15 protein-coding genes are annotated in these 19,071 nt (G+C 69.6%); 8 read left to right on the forward strand and 7 right to left on the reverse strand.

Going from position 1 to position 19,071, the window contains the following annotated elements:
• The first annotated feature begins 145 nt into the window (after positions 1–145).
• The 4 genes from J1M64_RS10280 (at position 146) to J1M64_RS10295 (ending at position 4,981) form a co-directional block, all read left to right on the forward strand.
• Positions 146–847 (forward strand): MBL fold metallo-hydrolase, encoded by a 702-nt coding sequence (locus J1M64_RS10280; protein WP_067714044.1) that lies wholly within the window; start codon positions 146–148, stop codon positions 845–847.
• A 195-nt stretch (positions 848–1,042) separates the two neighbouring features.
• A complete protein-coding gene (locus J1M64_RS10285; RefSeq protein WP_206474133.1) occupies positions 1,043–2,119 on the forward strand; it encodes a DoxX family protein in 1,077 nt (358 codons plus the stop codon).
• Between the two features lie 49 nt (positions 2,120–2,168).
• Positions 2,169–4,565: an ATP-binding domain-containing protein gene (locus J1M64_RS10290; protein ID WP_206474134.1), complete on the forward strand. Its 2,397-nt coding sequence runs from the start codon at positions 2,169–2,171 to the stop codon at positions 4,563–4,565.
• Positions 4,562–4,981 (forward strand): DUF732 domain-containing protein, encoded by a 420-nt coding sequence (locus tag J1M64_RS10295; protein ID WP_241261404.1) that lies wholly within the window; start codon positions 4,562–4,564, stop codon positions 4,979–4,981. Before J1M64_RS10290 ends, J1M64_RS10295 begins: the two co-directional genes overlap by 4 nt.
• A 39-nt stretch (positions 4,982–5,020) precedes the next feature.
• On the opposite strand, the gene J1M64_RS10300 is transcribed toward J1M64_RS10295, so the two are convergent.
• Complete coding sequence (locus J1M64_RS10300) at positions 5,021–5,470, reverse strand: universal stress protein (RefSeq protein WP_206474135.1); 450 nt, start codon at positions 5,468–5,470, stop codon at positions 5,021–5,023.
• Between the two features lie 90 nt (positions 5,471–5,560).
• Positions 5,561–7,690 (reverse strand): excinuclease ABC subunit UvrB, encoded by a 2,130-nt coding sequence (gene uvrB / locus J1M64_RS10305; protein WP_206474136.1) that lies wholly within the window; start codon positions 7,688–7,690, stop codon positions 5,561–5,563.
• A gap of 81 nt (positions 7,691–7,771) precedes the next feature.
• Here uvrB and J1M64_RS10310 point away from each other — a divergent pair, with 81 nt between their 5' ends.
• The gene (locus J1M64_RS10310) at positions 7,772–9,241 is read left to right on the forward strand and encodes a DUF4185 domain-containing protein (protein ID WP_307872423.1); all 1,470 of its coding nucleotides are present in this window, start codon (positions 7,772–7,774) and stop codon (positions 9,239–9,241) included.
• Between the two features lies 1 nt (position 9,242).
• A complete protein-coding gene (locus J1M64_RS10315) occupies positions 9,243–10,799 on the forward strand; it encodes a DUF4185 domain-containing protein (RefSeq protein WP_206474138.1) in 1,557 nt (518 codons plus the stop codon).
• Positions 10,800–10,842: 43 nt separating this feature from the next.
• On the opposite strand, the gene coaE is transcribed toward J1M64_RS10315, so the two are convergent.
• Positions 10,843–11,931 carry a dephospho-CoA kinase gene (coaE, locus tag J1M64_RS10320; protein WP_206474139.1) on the reverse strand — a complete coding sequence of 363 codons (1,089 nt, stop codon included), beginning with the start codon at positions 11,929–11,931 and terminating at the stop codon, positions 10,843–10,845.
• 101 nt (positions 11,932–12,032) lie between these two features.
• On the opposite strand from coaE, the gene J1M64_RS10325 reads away from it, so the two are divergent.
• Positions 12,033–13,586: a DUF4185 domain-containing protein gene (locus tag J1M64_RS10325; RefSeq protein ID WP_206474140.1), complete on the forward strand. Its 1,554-nt coding sequence runs from the start codon at positions 12,033–12,035 to the stop codon at positions 13,584–13,586.
• Between the two features lie 358 nt (positions 13,587–13,944).
• On the opposite strand, the gene rpsA is transcribed toward J1M64_RS10325, so the two are convergent.
• Complete coding sequence (rpsA, locus tag J1M64_RS10330) at positions 13,945–15,420, reverse strand: 30S ribosomal protein S1 (RefSeq protein ID WP_067714021.1); 1,476 nt, start codon at positions 15,418–15,420, stop codon at positions 13,945–13,947.
• Between the two features lie 142 nt (positions 15,421–15,562).
• Between rpsA and J1M64_RS10335 the strand changes: the two genes are divergently transcribed.
• Entirely contained in the window at positions 15,563–16,315 is a 753-nt protein-coding gene (locus tag J1M64_RS10335) for a class I SAM-dependent methyltransferase (RefSeq protein ID WP_241261417.1), read from the forward strand.
• Between the two features lie 28 nt (positions 16,316–16,343).
• Here J1M64_RS10335 and J1M64_RS10340 read toward each other — a convergent pair whose 3' ends face one another.
• Genes J1M64_RS10340 through J1M64_RS10350 form a run of 3 tightly spaced genes read right to left on the reverse strand, consistent with a single transcriptional unit; the run spans position 16,344 to position 18,999 of the window.
• Positions 16,344–17,105 (reverse strand): amino acid ABC transporter ATP-binding protein, encoded by a 762-nt coding sequence (locus J1M64_RS10340; RefSeq protein WP_067714019.1) that lies wholly within the window; start codon positions 17,103–17,105, stop codon positions 16,344–16,346.
• Positions 17,102–18,085 (reverse strand): amino acid ABC transporter permease, encoded by a 984-nt coding sequence (locus tag J1M64_RS10345; protein ID WP_067714016.1) that lies wholly within the window; start codon positions 18,083–18,085, stop codon positions 17,102–17,104. Before J1M64_RS10345 ends, J1M64_RS10340 begins: the two co-directional genes overlap by 4 nt.
• Positions 18,086–18,096: 11 nt before the next feature.
• Positions 18,097–18,999, reverse strand: a complete 903-nt coding sequence (locus J1M64_RS10350; RefSeq protein WP_182635353.1) for an ABC transporter substrate-binding protein — start codon at positions 18,997–18,999, stop codon at positions 18,097–18,099.
• Positions 19,000–19,071 lie beyond the last annotated feature (72 nt).

The raw sequence follows: 19,071 nt of genomic DNA on the forward strand, positions 1-19,071 counted from the left end.
TTCTCCTTCCGAGTCGGGAGGCCGCCACGTCTCCGTGGCGAAAGCCGCACCTGCCGCATGGCTGCCGTTCCCGCAGACGAAGGTACCAACGTAGTACGACACGCTTCCGGCCACCGACCGCGCCCGACGTCGGTAGCCTGCCGTTATGTCGAATCCCACCGAGTCACTACCCGACCGCATCACCCTCACCGAGGGCTACTCCGGCCGCACGGGCGGCCGACTGACCGGCGAGCGCTGGACCGTGGGCCCCGCACGGCTGACCAAGATCTCGGTCGGCGAGATGGACAACAACGTCTACGTGATCGAGTCGACCGAGACGGGCGAGGTACTGCTCGTCGACGCGGCCAACGACGCGCCGCAACTAATTTCCCATCTACGGGACCGCGCACCCGGGGTCACGGAGGTGCTCACCACGCACCTCCACGCCGACCACTGGATCGGTCTCGCCGAGACCGTCGCTGCCCTCGGCCTGACCACCATCGCCTCCCCCGGCGACGCCGGGGGCATCGACGTGCCCACCGACCGCCATGTCGCGCACGGCGACGAGCTCGTGGTCGGCGACCTCCGGTTGGAGGTGATCGGCCTGCGGGGTCACACTCCGGACGGCGTCGCACTCGTGCTGCGCACCGACGCGGGCACCCACCTGTTCTCCGGGGACTCCCTCTTCCCGGGCGGGCCCGGGAAGACGGGCTCGGCAGCCGAGTTCGCCTCGCTGATGGACGACCTCGAGGCGCGGGTCTTCGACGTCCTCGATGACGACGTCGCGGTCCATCCCGGACACGGGGACGACACCACCATCGGTGCCGAGCGACCGCATCTGGGCGAGTGGCGGGAGCGCGGGTGGTGACGGCGACGGGGACCCTGTGCCCATCGCCCGGCGTGCCGACACCCAATCGTTATCAAACCGCCTCGGTGTGCGATCACCGCAGCACACTCCCCCGGTGACGGTCCGTCCACCGGCCGCCCCGTCTCGCGACCGGAGGCGCCCTCACCGGGTTCGGACTAGGTTCGACCACGCACTCCCACCTATTCAGGAGGAACGATGATCCGACGACTCGCACGACCCATGCTCGCCACGGTGTTCGTCATCGACGGCGTTGAGACGCTTCGCAATCCGCAGGCCCATGTCGCGGACGCGGCGCCGCTCGTCGACAAGGCCACCCCGCTGGTGGAGAAGGGCGAGCAGGCGGTGAACGAGGCGGTCTCCGCGTCGGTGCCGCCCGTCCCCAAGGACACCGAGACGCTCGTCAGGGCGCTCGCCGGGGTCAAGATCGGCGCGGGCGTCCTGTTCGCGCTGGGCAAGGCCCCCCGCCTGTCGGCGCTCGCGCTCACCGCCGCCCACGTGCCCTCGACCGTCAGCCGCCACGCGTTCTGGATGGAGTCCGACAAGGACGCCCGCAGTCGCAAGACCACCGGTCTGGCGACCGACGTGGCGCTCCTCGGCGGGCTCATCCTCGCCTCGGTCGACACCGCCGGACAGCCCGGGGTGGCCTGGCGCGCCCGGAAGGCCGGCGACAAGGTGGCCGCGAAACTGCCCGGGGCGAAGGCCGAGTCGGCGGCGGCCGGTGCGGCGCTCGCCGGTGTCGCACACACCGTGGCCGATCAGGCGCGTGGCGCGGCGGACGTCGTGCGCGACAAGGCTCCCGAGGTGGCCGACACCGTGCGGGCGAAGGCCCCGGAGGTCGCCGATCAGGTGCGTGACCAGGCGTCCGGCTTTGCCGGGGTCGTGCGTGACACCGCTCCGGTGGTCGCCGCTCGCGTGCGGGATCGCGCGGCCACCGCCCGGGAGCAGGCCGCCCCGATCGCCGCCCAGGTCCGCGAGCAGGCGGGCGCCGTGGCCCACGCAGCGGCCGACGAGGCCCGGCCCTACACCGCGCAGGTCCGCGACCAGGCCGGTGTCGCCACCCGACTCGCCGCGGTCCGGGCCGAGGAGGCCCGCAAGGCCGCGCAGGCCAAGAAGAAGGACGCGCAGAAGGACGCCCGCAAGAAGGCGGCCCGCGCCGGCAAGGACGCCAGGAAGAAGTCCGCCCGGTTCGAGAAGGAGGCCGGCAAGAAGGCCTCCGAGGCCAAGAAGATGACGGACGAGGTCCGCGCGAAGGCCGCCGGCGGTTCCCGGTAGCCTGGTCATCCTGCCCGAACCGACCACGCAGACCCCGGAAGGAGCGCCCGTGACGGGACACGACGCCGTCGACGAGGAACAACGTCACCTCGGCCGCCTCCTCGATCGCCTCGAGGAGTTGCGGGCGGACACGCGTGCGCGCCTGGACGCCGTCCTGCGCGGGTCGGGCGGCACCCCGCAGGCGCGGTCGGAACGGGAGTCGTTCGCCCGGCTCTACACCTCCGAGCTCGCGGCGTTCAGCGCCGCCAATCTGGGCCTGTACTTCGGCCGGTTGGACATGGGGGACGGCGAGGTACGTCGGATCGGGCGCGTGGGTCTCCGCGACGACGACGACGACCTCACGACGCTGCTCCTCGACTGGCGCGCCGACCACAGCCGACCCTTCTACCTGGCGACGACCGCCCGGCCGGAGGGCGCTCACCGGCGCCGTCACCTGCGGACGATCGGTCGCCGGGTGATCGGGATCCACGACGAGTACCTCACGGCTCCGGAAGACGGTGAGCTCCCCGAGGACCACGACGACGTGGTGGGCGAGTCCGCCCTGCTCGAGGCGCTGGACACCGCCCGTTCCGCCCACATGACGGATATCGTGGCCACCATCCAGCGGGAGCAGGACGAGATCATCCGGAACCCGCACTCCGGCGTCCTGGTGGTCCAGGGCGGCCCGGGTACCGGAAAGACCGCCGTGGCGCTGCACCGCGCCGCCTACCTCCTCTACACGCACCGGCAGCGGTTGGACCGCAGCGGTGTGCTCATCGTCGGACCCAATGCGCGGTTCCTCGACTACATCGCGCGCGTGCTGCCGTCCCTCGGCGAGTCGGGGGTGGTCCTGCGGACGCTCGCCGATCTCTATCCGGGCGTCCGGGCGACCGGACCGGAGACACTGCGCGGCGAGGAGGTCAAGGGCTCCGGCGAGATGGTGGGGATCCTCAAGGCCGCGGTGCGGGCCCGCCAGCTCGCCCCGGAGGCCGACGTCGTGGTGCGGGTGGAGGGACACGATCTGACACTGACCCCGGCGACGGTGCGGGCGGCGAGGGGGCGCGGACGGATGACCCGGCGACCCCACAACCAGTCCCGCGACGCGTTCGCGACGCGGATCATCGACGCCCTCACCGAGCAGTACGTCTCCGCGCTCACCGACCCGGTCGGGCGGGCGGAGGACGAGGCGTGGTCACCGGAGGGCGACGGTGTCGGCGACCTCGGCGACGCCGCCCGCCCCCTGTTGGACGCGGATGACCGCGCGGAACTCCGCCGGGAGGTCGAGGCCTCCCGCGAGGTCGCCGAGGCGATCGACGGGTGGTGGCCGGTGCTACGGCCCGAGCAACTCCTCGCCGACCTGCTGTCGAGCCGCGACCGGATCGCCGAGGCGGCGGGTGACTACGTCGCGGAGGACCAGGATGCGCTCTTCCGGGAGAACGGTGCCGCGTTCTCGGTGGCGGATGTACCGCTGCTGGACGAGCTCGCGGAACTCCTCGGCGAGGACCCGACCGCCGATGGCAGTGAGGCGGACCGCGCGTGGGCGGAGCAGGTCCGACAGGCGGAGGAGGCTCTCGAGATCCTCACGGGTTCGGCCGTGCAGGACATCGAGGACGACCTCGATCCGGAGGTGCTCATGGCCTACGACGTCGTCGACGCCGAGTCCCTGGCACGCCGCCACAGCGAGGACTCCGATCTCACCGTGGCCGACCGGGCCGGCGCGGACCGGACGTGGGCGTTCGGGCACGTGATCGTCGACGAGGCGCAGGAACTGTCCACCATGGCGTGGCGGGTGCTCATGCGCCGCTCCCCCAACCGGTGGATGACGCTCGTCGGTGACGTCGCCCAGACCTCGAGCCCGGCGGGCATCGACTCGTGGGCCGATGCCCTGTCGCCGTATGTGGACGACCGGTGGGTGCTGTCCGAGCTGACCGTGAACTACCGCACCCCGGAGACCATCTCCGCCGTGGCCGAGCTGCTGCTCGCCGAGATCGACCCGGCCGCGTCGTCGCCGCGGACGGTGCGCGCGGGGCGACGGCCGGTCGCGTGGCGCGAGCCGGACGGTCGTTCGGTGGCGCAGGCGGTCGCCGAGGAGGTCGCGGCGGTGCCGTCGGAGCGGGCGGTGGCGGTACTGGTGCCCGACCCCGGCGGCGACGAGGACTCCCGTCGAGACGACGACGACGAACTCGCCGGCGCCGGTTATCCCGCGGTCCACGAGGCCGCCGAACTGGCCCGGCCGGGCACGTCGGTGTTGCCGCTGGCGTTGGCCAAGGGGCTGGAGTTCGACGTGGTCGTGGTGGTGGACCCCGAACGCGTCCTGGCGCGCTCGCCCCAGGGGATGCAGGACCTGTACGTCGGCGCCACCCGGGCGACCCAGGAACTCATCCTCGTCCAGCCCGGCGGCTTCGGCCCGCTACTCTCGGGTATACGGGACCGTCTCGACGACAGCGCACAGGAGCTCACCGCATGACCCACACCCGATCCCGCGTGCTGGCGGCCTCGGCCCTCATCGCGGTCGCGGCGGCCGGCGGGTGCGGCACCCGGGCGGAGGCCCCGGTCGACAGCGTGTCCGCCGTCGCCGAGCCCCGACCCGTGACCTCCGCACAGACCGGGGCCCGGGACAGGCCCGAGCCGCGCACCGACGACGAGCAGGAGTTCCTCGCAGAATTGTCCGGATTCGGCCTCCCCACCGAGATGACCGCCGTCACCACCATCGAGGTGGGCGCCGGCATCTGCGGGGGGATCGCCGACGGCGCGGACGACGAGACGATCCTCGAACGAATCCGCCCGCTCACCAGCGCGATCGCGGCCCAGAATCCGGACCTCGACACCGCCGAGGTGGGTCGGGCGATCGTCGATGCGAGCCGGACCCACCTCTGCCACTGATCCCGGCGGCCGCGTGGGACGCCGGGTGAAGCGCGCGGTCTAGGTGGTATGGACGATGAGCACGTCGCAGGTCGCGCGCCGAGCGGCGTCGGCGGGCACGGACCCGAGCAGCCGACCCGTCAGGGAGTTGAGTCCCTTGTTGCCCACCACGAGGAGGTCGGCCCCCATGTCGTCGGCCAGCTTGATGAGCGATTCGACGGGCGCCCCCTTCACGGTGCGCGCCTCGATCTTGGTCGCTCCGGCCTTCTGGGCCCGGTCCTTGGCGCCGCGGACGATGTCCTCGGCAGGATTGTCCCCGCGGATCTGGTAGGCGTCGTCACCGAGCTGATCCGCGGCCTGGCTGACCGAACGCGGATCGGCGGGCACGTAGGCGCAGGCGATCACCAGGTCCGCCGAGGCGTCGGCGGCCAGCTGCGCGGCGCGATCGACGGCACGGTAGGACGACTCGGAACCGTCGGTTCCCACCACCACTTTGGTGTAGGCGCTCATTTGCTTCCTCTCCTCGGGAACACGTTTCACCCAGAGTAGTCCGAGGACGCCGCCGACGGGCGGGGTAAACGCGGGAGAAAGCGGCCCGGGTCAGTCGACCCCGGCCTCACGCATCCCCTTGAGTTCCTTGCGCAGTTCGGCGATCTCGTCCCGGAGCCTCCCCGCGAGCTCGAATCTCAGGTCGGTGGCCGCGGACATCATCTGCTCGGTCATCTCCTCGATGAGCTTCTCCAGCTCCTTGCGGGGTCGCGCCGACCCGTCGGCAGCCCGGGCGCCCACGAGCTCCGGTCGGTCCTGGGGTTCCGCGTCGTCCCCGCGTTCCTCTCCGACCCGGTCGAGGATGTCGGCGATCTTCCTGCGGAGCGGCTGCGGGTCGATGCCGTGCTCGGTGTTGTACGCGACCTGCTTCTCACGCCTGCGATCGGTCTCGTCGATGGCCTGCCGCATGGCCTCGGTGACCGAGTCCGCGTACATGTGGACCTCACCGGAGACGTTGCGGGCCGCACGGCCGATTGTCTGGATGAGCGAGGTGGCCGAGCGGAGGAAACCCTGCTTGTCGGCGTCCAGGATCGCCACGAGCGAGACCTCCGGCAGGTCCAGTCCCTCCCGGAGCAGGTTGATGCCGACCAGGACGTCGTACTCCCCGCGCCGCAGATCCCGGAGTAGTTCCACCCGCTGGAGAGTGTCGATCTCCGAGTGGAGGTACCGAACCCGGATCCCCAACTCGAGCAGGTAGTCCGTGAGGTCCTCCGACATCTTCTTGGTCAGCGTGGTCACCAACACCCGCTCGTCGCGTTCGGCGCGCTGACGGATCTCCCCGATCAGGTCGTCGATCTGCCCCTTGGTGGGCTTGACCACGATCTTCGGGTCGACGAGCCCGGTCGGCCGGATGACCTGTTCGACGAACTCCCCACCGGCGCGCCCCATCTCGTAGGGTCCGGGCGTGGCGGAGAGGTAGACGGTCTGACCCACCCGGCCGGAGAACTCCTCCCACGTCAGGGGACGGTTGTCCAGGGCGGACGGCAGGCGGAACCCGAAGTCGACGAGATTGCGTTTGCGGGAGGCGTCGCCCTCGTACATGGCGCCGATCTGCGGCACGGTCACGTGGGACTCGTCGATCACCGTGAGGAAGTCCTCGGGGAAGTAGTCGATGAGCGTGGCCGGCGAACTGCCCGCCGGCCGGCCGTCGATGTGCCGCGAGTAGTTCTCGATACCGGAGCAGAAGCCCACTTGCTGCATCATCTCGATGTCGTAGGACGTCCTCATGCGCAGCCGCTGCGCCTCGAGCAGTTTGCCCTGATTCTCCAGCTCCGCCAGGCGCTCCTCCAGCTCGGCCTCGATGGAGGCGATCGCCTTGGCCATCCTCTCGGGACCGGCGACGTAGTGGGTGGCCGGGAAGATCCGCACCTCGTCGACCCTGCGCACGACGTCACCGGTCAGCGGGTGGATGTAGTACAGCGCGTCGATCTCGTCCCCGAAGAACTCGATGCGGACGGCGAGTTCCTCGTAGGTGGGGATGATGTCGACGGTGTCGCCCTTCGCACGGAACGTGCCCCGGGTCATGGACACGTCGTTGCGCTCGTACTGGACGTCCACGAGCAGCCGGAGCAACTGGTCGCGGTCGACCTCCTGCCCGACGGCCAGCGCCACCGACCTGTCGAGGTAGGACTGGGGTGTGCCGAGACCGTAGATGCACGAGACCGAACTGACGACGACGACGTCGCGCCTGGACAACAGGGACGACGTCGCGGAGTGCCGGAGCCTCTCCACGTCGTCGTTGATGGACGAGTCCTTCTCGATGAAGGTGTCCGTCTGGGCGATATACGCCTCCGGTTGGTAGTAGTCGTAGTACGAGACGAAGTACTCGACCGCGTTGTTGGGCAGCATCTCGCGCAACTCGTTGGCCAGCTGCGCGGCGAGAGTCTTGTTGGGCGCCATCACCAGGGTCGGCCGCTGCACCTTCTCGATGAGCCAGGCGGTGGTCGCCGACTTACCGGTGCCGGTCGCACCTAGCAGTACGACGTCGCGCTCCCCGCGTGCGAGGCGTTCGGTCAGTTCCGCGATCGCCGTGGGCTGGTCGCCCGACGGGGTGAACTCACTGACGACCTCGAAGCGGGTCGCACTTCGTTCGACATCGCCGATCGGTCGGAACTCCGAGTACGAGAGCACTGTCGGGTCGGCGGGGACCCCGTCGTCGGGGATCTCTGTCGCGAAAGCCATACCACCAGCGTACGAGCAGCCGTTCACCCCCGCCCACCGGTGTCGCCGCAGCGGATGTCAGGGGTGCCAACTATCGTAGCTGTGAGCAACCCCTCACCGTCCCTGTCATGTCGTCTGGAGAACCCCGTGGCCCTCAGCCCACTTCGTCGTCGTACCGCCCGCCCCCACGGCGTACGTCGGCCGATCACGGCGGTCACCGCCGCCTCACTCGCGGCGGGGGCCCTCACCCTCCTCGCGCCGGTCGCCACGGGCGCACCGTGTGACCCGTGGCCCCCGGCCGGCGGCACCGCGGGAGGGTCGGGCTCCCTCTCCGGCTCGCTGGGGGCGCCCGCGTCCGCCCCTGCCACCCCGTGGGCCGACGGCGGGAACGGGTACATCCCGGTCCTCTTGGGCCGGACCACCACGGTCGAGTTGCTGACGGGACCCACCAGCCCCAACGACACGGTCGACAGATTCGGCATCTCCGGCACCGACCTGGGAATCCTCTGGGACAACGGCGACGCCTCGGATCCGCAGATGATGATGGCCCTCGGGGACACGATGGGCGACTGTGACGAGCCCGGTGACCAGTGGCGCAGCAACATCCTCTTCCGATCCGGCGACCGCACACTGGCCGACGGGATGCGCATCACCGACGCGCCGATGGAACGGCCCGGTATGGCGAAGTCGATCCTCCCCCGCACCGACCACCCCGACGAGACCACGGTGATCCCCACCGCCGGCGTCGAGGTGGGCGGCACCCAGTACCTGCGGTACATGTCCGTCGAACGGTGGGGCTCGCCCGGCGAGTGGACCACCAACTACTCCGCTCTCGCCCGGTCGACGGACAACGGCGAGAACTGGGTCCCCGTACGCGATACCGCCCGGCGGGGTACTGCACCGATGCCCCTCCCGGTCGACCTGGGCCCGGAGTCCACCACCCACACCGCCGGGCAGATGAGCGCGTTCCTCAAGCACGACGGGTTCGTCTACGAGTACCTCACACCGTCGGGTCGGAGCGGGTCCGCACGGCTCGCGCGGGTCCCCGAGAACCGGATCGAGGAGATGGCGGCCTACCGCTTCTGGGACGGCGGCGACTGGGTCGTCGACCACCGCGACGCCGTGCCGGTGCTCGGCGCTCCGACGGTCAACTCGGCCGTGAGTGAGTTGTCGGTGTCCTGGAGTGAGCACCTGGGTCGCTTCATCGCGTTGTACAACAACCGCGCCAACAACATCGTCATGGCCCAGTCCGCCACCCCCTGGGGCCCGTGGTCGGGTGAGGACATCCTGCTCTCGTACCAGCACGTCCCGACCCTCTACGGCGCCTTCGTCCACCCGTGGAGCCCCGCCGTGGAGACTCGCGGCGAGGACCTGTACTTCACCATGTCCACCTGGGACGCCTACAACGTCTTCCTCATGAGGACCGACCTCACCCAGATCCCGCCGCGGACCCTTCCCGACGCCCGGGCGCGGATGCGGACGACCGACGACAGCTGGACCCGCAACTCCCCGGACCCGGCGGACACCGGCGAGACCGTCCTGGTCGAGCGTCGGCCCATCCCGGAGGCGTGACATGACCCGACCTCTCCCCCGCCGCCTGAGCTCGGTCGTCGTCGCGTCGATCACGGCCGCCGCGTCGGTCGTGACCCTCGGCACGGTCGGAGCCGGAACCGCCGCGGCCGGCCCGTGCAGCGAGATGTTCGGCAACTTCGGTTCCCTGCTGGAGAACCGGACCGGGGCCGGTATGGGCACCGGTTCCCTCGGTTCGCTCGGGTCCTCCGGTGACTCCGGGTCGCTGGGCTCCGCCTCCCGCGCGCTGGGCTCCGCCGACCGTTCGGGATCGCTGGTCCAGCAGTTGGAGACCGGCTCCCTGGGCAACGGACTGTCCGGCTCGCTCGATCCGATGATCGGGTCGGTCTACGGGATGCCACCGTGGATCACCGGAGAGGAGGGCACGGTCCCCGTCCTGCGTGGACCCACCCGGTTCGAGCAGCTCGTCACCGGGCCCACGAGTCCCGGCGATTCCATCAACCGGTTCGGAGTGGCCGGAACGGACCTGGGCATCATGTGGGACAACGGTGATCCCGCCGACCCACAGGTCCTGATGGCGTTCGGCGACACCATGGGCGACTGCACGGTGCCCGGCAACCAGTGGCGTTCCAACGTCCTGTTCCGCTCCGCCGACACCGATCTGACCGACGGCATCACCATCGATTCCGCCGCCATGGGCACCGACGGTCTCGCCAAGTCGCTGGTCCCGCGATCCGGGCTGCCCGGTGAGGTCACGATCATCCCGACCTCGGGCATCTCCGTCGACGGTGTCCAGTACCTGCGGTTCATGTCCGTGGCCCACTGGGGCCAACCCGGATCGTGGACCACCAACTACTCGGGGATGGCGTACTCGACGGACAACGGCGAGAACTGGGCCATCGTCCCGTCTCTGGCCCGCCCCATCACCGACACGGTCCCTCTCGGCGCCGGAGCCCCGGCCGTGGATCCTGCGTGGCGCGGCTCCCAGATGAGCTCGTACCTCAAGACGGACACGCACCTGTACGAGTACCTCACCCCCTCCGGGCGACAGGGCGGGGCGGTCGTCGCACGCGTTCCGCTCGCCGGTTCCCCGACCGCGGACAAGCTCGAAGGATCCGCCACCCCGCCCGCCGCGGGCGTCCTCGACCCCGAGGCGTACGAGTACTGGAACGGCTCGGCGTGGGTGTCCGATGTCGGCGCTGCCGAGCGGGTCCTGCCCGCCCCGGCGAGCGAGATATCGACCATGTACAACGAGTACCTCGGGAAGTACACGGCGATGTACTCACAGGGGTACGACTCGGTGGTCCTCCGCACCGCCGACCGCCCCGAGGGTCCGTGGAGTTCCGCCACCACGCTGGTGGACTATTCGGTGCTTCCCGGCGTCTACGGGGCGTTCATGCACCCGTGGGCGCAGGGCGAGGACCTCTACTACCTCGTCACCACCTGGAACGCATACAACGTCTTCCTCGTGCGCACCCGGCTGTCAGAGGTGTTCCCCAACCCGAACCTGCGCCGGGCCAGCTCGCAGCCGGCGCCGACCGAGGTCGTCCGGCAGGTGCCGGTCTCCGAGTTGGTCGACGGGATGGTCCCGACCGAGTGAGACCCGGCCGGGGGCGGGGCTGCGGACCCGCCCCCGGCCGGCGCTACCGCCCCCGCAGCACGGCCTCGCTCAGGGTGCGCTCCCACTGACGCGTCTCCTCGCGGTCCGCGCGACGCAGGATCTCCGCGTACTCGGCCCGTGCGCCGGGGTCCGCGCCGATCACCTCGGCCATGAGTAGCGAGAACTCGTGCTCGGGGTCGTCCTCTGCCAGGATCGACACCTCCAGCGGCCTGGCGGGGTCACACCAGTGCAGCAACGGCCGTTCGCTCGACCGATCACGCACGTATCCCGCCTCGGTGAGCGTGCGCAGGGCGACCTCGACCGCTGCCGCGTCCCGCACCGTCACCTGCAGATCGATGACGTCGGGCGCGTCCAGACCCTCGACCGCGGTCGGACCGACGTGGTCGATCCGGGTGGCGATCTTCCCCACCACGTGGCGTAGGCGCGCGCACGCCCGCTCCGCCTCCCCGGCCCACTCGGGCCGGAACGGGACGACGGTGCGGTCGCCCACCACCGGGGTCGCGGTGCGCAGGTTGTGCTCGAACGGGCGGAGACGGATCTCGACCAGGGCGTTGGTGAGGTCCACGGCAGTCTGTCGGTCCCCGGAGTTGTCGATCACCACGTCCGCGGCGGCCCGGCGGGCCTCATCGGTGGCCTGCCTCGACATGCGGGCGCGGGCATCGTCCTCCGGCATCCCCCGGAACTCCACCAACCGCTGCAACCGGATCTCCGCCGGGGTGTCGACGACGATCACCAGGTGGTAGCCGGGTGTCATCCCGCCCTCCACGAGGAGCGGCATGTCGTGCACGACGATCGCGTCCTCCGGCGCCGAGCCGAACAGCTCGGCGGTCCGCTCCCCGATCAGCGGATGGGTGATGGCGTTGAGGGCCGCGGTCCGCTCCGCGTCGACGAAGGCGCGGGCGGCGAGGGCGGCGCGGTCGAGTGCACCGTCCGGCCCCAGGATGTCCTCGCCGAATTCGGCGACGAGCATCGCCAACCCGGGGGAACCCGGTTCGACGACCTCGCGGGCGATGAGGTCCGCGTCCACGATCACCGCCCCCGCCTCCGCGAGCACCGCCGTCACCGTCGACTTGCCGGCACCGATCCCACCGGTCAGACCCACCATCAGCATGACGTGGAGTCTAGGTGACCGAAAGGCGTGCCGGTCCGAGCGACGTAGGTAAGGTCTCACGTGTGAACCGGATTAACTCTGTGCCACGTCTGCTCTCTGCGTTGCCTCTCGTTGTAGCACTGGCGATCACGGTGGCTCCCGCCCACGCAGCCGCCCAGTCCGCAGACTCCACGGGTTCCACCAGTTCCACCGGTTCCTCCGGGTCGACCGGATCGACCGGGTCCTCGGGCTCGACAGGCTCACTGCTCGGCGAGAGCGGTCCGTGCAACAGCTTCTTCGGGAACATCCCCCCGGGTTCCCTCGGCCCCTTCCCCGTCACCGGATCGCTCGCGAACGCGACCAACTCGGTGCTCGACGCCACCGCATCCTCGGTTCGCCGATTCCCCCGATGGGTCACCGGGGCCGACGGCACCATCCCGGTCCTCAAGGGCGCCACGTCCGTACGCCAGCTGGTTACCGGGCCGACCAGCCCCGCGAAGACCGACGAGCTGTACGACATCCACGGCACAGACCTCGGGATCACCTTCACCCACGATGGCGAGACCATGGCCCTGTTCGGCGACACCTTCGGAGACTGCACTCCCACAGGCAACCAGTGGCGCTCCAACGTCATGCTCGCCACCGCCGGCGGGAGCCCCGAGAACGGGATGGACGTCCTCAGGGCGGTCCCCTCCGATCCACAAGGGAAGGCCACGGCGCTCGTCCAGGGTGCGCACCAGTCCAACGGGACCGGCGAGGTCACCGTCATCCCGACCGCCGCGATCAGCACCGGTGATGACATGTACATGCGGGTCATGTCCGTGCGGGACTGGAACGCGCCTGGCGGCTGGAACACCAACTACTCCGCACTGGTGAAGTCCACGGACGACGGCGAATCGTGGACGGTGCTCACCGAGACGATGCGGCGCGTCACGGATTTCACCGGATGGAACCCGACAGTCCAGTTCGAACCCGCTCCGGACAGCGAGACCCTGCCGCCGGTGGACGGAGACCGCTGGTACGGGGCGCAGATGAGTGCGTTCCTCCTCGACGCTGGTCATCTCTATGAGTACGTGACCCCGTCCGGTCGTCAGGGTCCTGCGATGCTCACTCGGGTTCCGATCGGGCAGATCGAGGACCCCGCCGCGTACGAGTGGTACGCGGGTCCGGGCGCGGGCTGGACCGACGAGCCGACCGGGTACGACGTCATCCCGGCACGCGTCGAGGAACTCTCGGTGCAGTACAACGAGCACCTGGACAAGTACATCGCCATGACGCCCTCGCCGACGGGCGTCGTCTCCATGCGGGTGTCGGAGAGCCCCTGGGGACCGTGGTCCGAGCCACAGACCATCGTCGATCGAAGCATGTTCCCGAACGGCTACGCACCGATGATCCATCCCTTCACCACGGACAACGACAGCCGGTACCTGTACTACACGCTCTCCACCTGGGACGCGTACAACGTCTTCCTACTTCGAACCGACCTCGACGAGTTCGACTTCGCCGCTCCGGACGCGGACCCCCGGACCACCGTGGAGTCCCGTGTCACGGTCAGTACCGCGGCGGAGTCCGGAGCCATCGACGACCGCGGTGTGATCGACGAGGAACGCCTCGAGGAGATCGCGGAGGCCGAGCCCGCCGTCGCCGAGCCGATCGTCGAACCGCCCGGTCGTTGATCGATCGCTGCGCGCCACTCCCGCGCGTCGGGCACACCCCCGCCGACGGCCGTGAGTCCTCGGGGATGCGAGGCAGGGTGGTCACCGCCCCGATCTCACCCGCTCCGACATCCACCGCAATGACCCCGGGAGCGGGACGGTCGGTGCGGGCGGCCTCCTCGCCCCCGGCATGACGCGCCACCAGCCAAACCCGGGAGCTCGCATCGCCAAGGGTGCTCACCCGTCCGGCGCGCAAGGCGGCACTTCCGCACTGCGCACGTCACAGACCGGCCACCGCCACCGGAGCGCACCGGGGATAGACGGAGCGGCCCCGCACCGGATACCGGTGCGGGGCCGCTCTCAGATGCCTACTGTGCGATCACTCGCCTCCGGCGAGCTTCGCGCGCAGGGCGGCCAGCTGCTCGTCCGAGGCCAGCGAACCGCCGGTGGACTCGGCCGGAGCGGCCTCCGCCGCAGCCGGACGCGACGACGGGGTGGACTCCGACGAGTAGTTGGTCGGGGCGGCCTCGGCGGCCTCCGCAGCAGCGGCCCGACCCTTCTCGATCTGGGCCGTGTGCATCTTGTGGCGACGCTCGGCCTCCGCGTAGCGGTTCTCCCACTCCTCGCGCTGCTTCTCGAAGCCCTCGAGCCACTCGTTGGTCTCGGGATCGAAGCCCTCGGGGAAGATGTAGTTTCCGGCCTCGTCGTAGCTGTCGGCCATGCCGTACTTCGACGGGTCGAACTCCTCGGCATAGTCCTCGTCCGCCTGCTTGAGCGAGAGCGAGATACGACGACGGTCGAGGTCGATGTCGATGACCTTGACCATGGCGTCGTCGTTGACCGTGACGACCTGGTCCGGGACCTCGACGTGGCGCTCGGCCAGCTCCGAGATGTGGACCAGGCCCTCGATGCCCTCGTCGACACGCACGAAGGCGCCGAACGGCACGAGCTTGGTGACCTTGCCCGGGACGATCTGACCGATCGCGTGGGTCCGGGCGAAGTGCCGCCACGGATCCTCCTGCGTGGCCTTGAGCGACAGCGAGACGCGCTCGCGGTCCAGGTCGACGTCGAGGACCTCGACGGTGACCTCCTGGCCCACCTCGACGACCTCGGACGGGTGATCGATGTGCTTCCAGGACAGCTCGGAGACGTGGACGAGACCGTCGACCCCGCCGAGGTCCACGAAGGCACCGAAGTTGACGATCGAGGACACGACGCCCTTGCGGACCTGGCCCTTCTGCAGCTGGTGCAGGAACTCGGAGCGCACGGCCGACTGGGTCTGCTCGAGCCATGCACGGCGCGAGAGCACCACGTTGTTGCGGTTCTTGTCCAGCTCGATGATCTTGGCCTCGAGCTCCTGACCCACATAGGGCAGGAGGTCACGGACGCGGCGCATCTCCACCAGCGAGGCGGGGAGGAAGCCACGGAGACCGATGTCGAGGATGAGGCCACCCTTGACGACCTCGATGACGGTGCCCTTGACGGCCTCGTCCTTCTCCTTGAGCTCCTCGATCGTGCCCCAGGCGCGCTCGTACTGTGCGCGCTTCTTGGACAGGATCAGACGGCCGTCCTTGTCCTCCTTGGTCAGGACCAGGGCCTCGACCTCATCGCCCACCTCGACGACCTCACCCGGGTCGACATCGTGCTTGATGGAGAGCTCGCGCGAGGGGATGACGCCCTCGGTCTTGTAGCCGATGTCGAGCAGGACCTCGTCACGATCGACCTTGACGATCGTGCCCTCGACGATGTCACCATCGTTGAAGTACTTGATCGTGGCGTCGATGGCGGCGAGGAAGTCCTCAGCGGAGCCGATGTCGTTGACGGCTACCTGCGGGGACGTGGTGTTGGTGGTCATATGGTGGGGTGCTCCGGAGTGGATAGGAATCGTAGCGGACGGGAAGAAAGCGAGCGCGTACGCACGCGACCGTCAACTGTACGCTTCACACGTGACGTCCACAAACCCCCCAGGACATGGAGAGTCGGTCCGAGCCTCACGCATGTGGTGGGACTCGGAGGCGACGGATTACCACCATCACCACGGCGAGTTCCTCGGCGCCCACTCCGCCGACGGCGAGTTCGTCTGGTGCCCCGAGGGCCTGCACGAAGGTGACTGGCACCTGCTCGGTGACGTGGAGGGCCGCGACGTGCTCGAGATCGGGTCGGGGTCGGCTCCGTGCTCCCGGTGGATCGCCGGCCGGGGCGCCCGTGCCGTGGCCGTGGACCTCTCGGCCGGGATGCTCCGTGTGGGGGCTGAGGCTGCGAGCCGGGCGACGGGCCCGGCGGCGACCGTACCCCTGATCCAGGCCGACGCCGGCCGGCTGCCGTTCGCGGACGGCAGTTTCGATGTCGCGTTCTCGGCGTTCGGAGCCATCCCGTTCGTGGCGGACTCCGCGGGCGTGATGGCGGAGGCGGCGCGCGTCCTGCGACCGGGCGGCCGGTTCGTCTTCTCGGTCAACCACCCCATGCGGTGGATCTTCCGCGACGATCCGGGCCCGGAGGGTCTGTTGGCCGTGTTCCCCTACTTCGACCGCTCGCCGTACACCGAGTACGACGACGGCGAGCTGACCTATGTCGAGCACCACAGGACGGTGGGCGACCGGATCCGCGAACTGGTCGCCGCCGGGTTCGTGGTGCAGGACCTCATCGAGCCGGAGTGGCCGGAGTGGCTGGACCGGGAGTGGGGGCAGTGGAGCCCGCTGCGTGGCGGGATCTTCCCCGGCACGGCGATCTTCGTGGCCACGCTCTCCTGACCCACCCTCGCGCCGGACCCGCCCGGCGTCACAGGATCTTGGACAGGAAGTCCTTGGTCCGTTGGTGGGACGGCGAGGTGAGAACGTCCGCGGGTGTGCCGGACTCCACCACGACACCGTCGTCCATGAACGCCACCGTGTCGGCGACCTCCCGGGCGAACCCCATCTCGTGGGTGACCACGACCATGGTCATCCCCGCGTCCGCGAGATCGCGCATCACGCCGAGGACCTCCCCGACCAGCTCGGGGTCGAGGGCCGAGGTCGGCTCGTCGAACAGCATCAGCTTGGGGTCCATGGCCAGGGCCCGGGCGATCGCCACGCGCTGCTGCTGCCCGCCGGACAGCTGGGCCGGGTAGGCATCGGCCTTGGCGGCGAGACCCACCTTCGCGAGCAGGTCGCGGGCCCGCTCGGTGGCCTCCCCACGCGACTGGCCTTTGACCAACATCGGCGCCTCGATGACGTTCTCGAGGGCGGTGCGGTGGAGGAACAGATTGAAGTGCTGGAACACCATGCCGATGTCCCGTCGCTGGCGGGCTGCCTGCTTCGGGGAGATCTCGAAGAGCTTGTCACCCTTCTCCCGGTAGCCCACCAGCTCGCCGTCGACGTAGAGCCTGCCGGCGTCGACCCGCTCCAGGTGGTTGATACACCGGAGGAAGGTGGACTTGCCCGATCCGGAGGGCCCCACCAGGCACAGCACCTCACCGGCGGCGACCTCGAGGTCGATGCCCTTGAGGACGCGCAGCGACCCGAAGTTCTTGCAGACCTGCTCGGCCCTGACCATCGTCGTCATGCCATCCCTCCCGACTGATCGGTGCCCTTGACGGCGGCGAGGGCGGACGGGGTGAGCCCGTCCGCATCGGCGAGTGCGCGCAGTTGCCGGCCGGTGAGCTTCCGGGTGGCGCCGCGGGAGAAGCGCTTCTCGAGGTAGTGCTGACCCACCATGAGCACGCTGGTGATGACCAGGTACCAGGTGGCGGCGACCAGAAGGAGCGGGATGGGCTGGAAGTTGACGCCCGAGATGTCGCGCGCCTGCCCGTAGAGCTCACCGGAGAACGGGATCGCCACGACGAGTGAGGTGGTCTTGAGCATCGAGATGAACTCGTTGCCCGTCGGCGGGATGATGACCCGCATCGCCTGCGGCAGGATGGTCCGCCGCATCGTCTGGCCCCACGTCATCCCCAGTGCGGTCGAGGCCTCGGCCTGCCCCTCGGGAACCGACGAGATGCCCGCGCGGACGATCTCCGCCATGTACGCGGCCTCGTTCATGGCCAGGCCCACCACGGCCAGCCAGAACGCCGAGTACAGGACCATCGTGTCGTCGAACCGGACGAACTGAAGGTCGGTGAACGGGATCCCGAACTGGACCTGGCGGTACAGGGTGAAGATCAGGCCCCAGAACAGCAGCTGCACGTAGATCGGCGTTCCGCGGAAGATCCACAGGTACACCCAGGCGACTGCTTTGAGCACGGGGTTGCTGCTCATCCGCATCACCGAGAGGATGACGCCGAGGACCACGGCGAGGATCATCGACAGCAGCGTCAGCGCGATCGTGTAGAACACGGCCATGCCGAACCTGGTGTCGAACAGGTAGCGGGCGTAGGTGTCCCACCCGTAGGCCGGGTTGGTCGCCGCGCCCCAGATGAACAGGAACACCAGGACCAGTACGACGGTCGCCGACACCCAACGCCACGGGTGCCGGAGAGGCACCGCCCGGATCGGTTCCGGGGCCTCCGCCGCGGGGGCGTCCGCCCCCTTCTGCGCGGTACTCACCTACCGGTCACTCAGCCCTTCCGGATCTCGGCGTCATCGATGAGCCCGGCCTCGAGGCCCCAGTTCTGGGCGATCGTCTCGAAGTCGCCGGTCTCGATGAGCTTGTCGGCGGCAGCCTCGAGGGCGGCGGCGAGTTCCGAGTCCTTGCGGACGGGCCAGCCGTAGGGGGCGGAGTCGAACACGTCGCCGACGAGCTGCATCTTGCCCTCGGACTGCTTGACCGCGTAGGCGGAGATGGGCGAGTCGGCGGACATCGCGTCGACCTTCCCGAGCGCCACGGCGGTCGAGGCCTCGTCCTGGGAATCGAATTGGACCTTCTCGATCGCGGGCTTCCCGGCCGCGACGCAGGCCTCGCTGCGGGCGGGCACGTCCTCCTGGTCGGAGACCGTGGTCCGCTGGACGGCGACGTTCAGGCCGCAGGCGTCATCGGGGTCGACGTCGTTGCCGGCGGCGGCTGCCCACTGGATGCCGGCTTCGAAGTAGGTGACGAAGTCGACGGTCTGGAGCCGCTCGTCGTTGACCGTGAACGACGAGGCTCCCATGTCCATGGTGCCGCCCTCGATCGCCGGGATGATCTTCTCGAAGTCGGACTCGCGGAACTCCGCGCGAAGCCCCATCAGCTGTGCGGCGGCGGTCATCACGTCGATGTCGAAGCCGACGATCTCGCCGCTCTCGTTCTTGAACTCGTTGGGCGCGTACGGCGGATTGGTGCCGATCACGATGACGCCCTTGTCCCGGATCTCGGCCGGGACGAGCGCGGCGATCTCCTCATCGGTCTCGAGAGACACCTCGTCACGAGGCTCCCCGGAGTCCTGCGGCCCCTCGGTGTTGGTGGTGCAACCGGTCAGCGCGAGGGCCGCGGTGGCGGTCAGGACCATGGCGGCGCGCAGTCCGCGCCGGGAGGTGAGCGTCATGGGGTGCCCTTTCAGGCGTCGTGGAGCCGAATCTGAAATGAACTTAGGGTACAGGTCGGCTGCCGCCCGGGA

It is taken from the genome of Dietzia sp. KRD202 (assembly GCF_017168155.1).
Lineage (GTDB): Bacteria > Actinomycetota > Actinomycetes > Mycobacteriales > Mycobacteriaceae > Dietzia > Dietzia kunjamensis.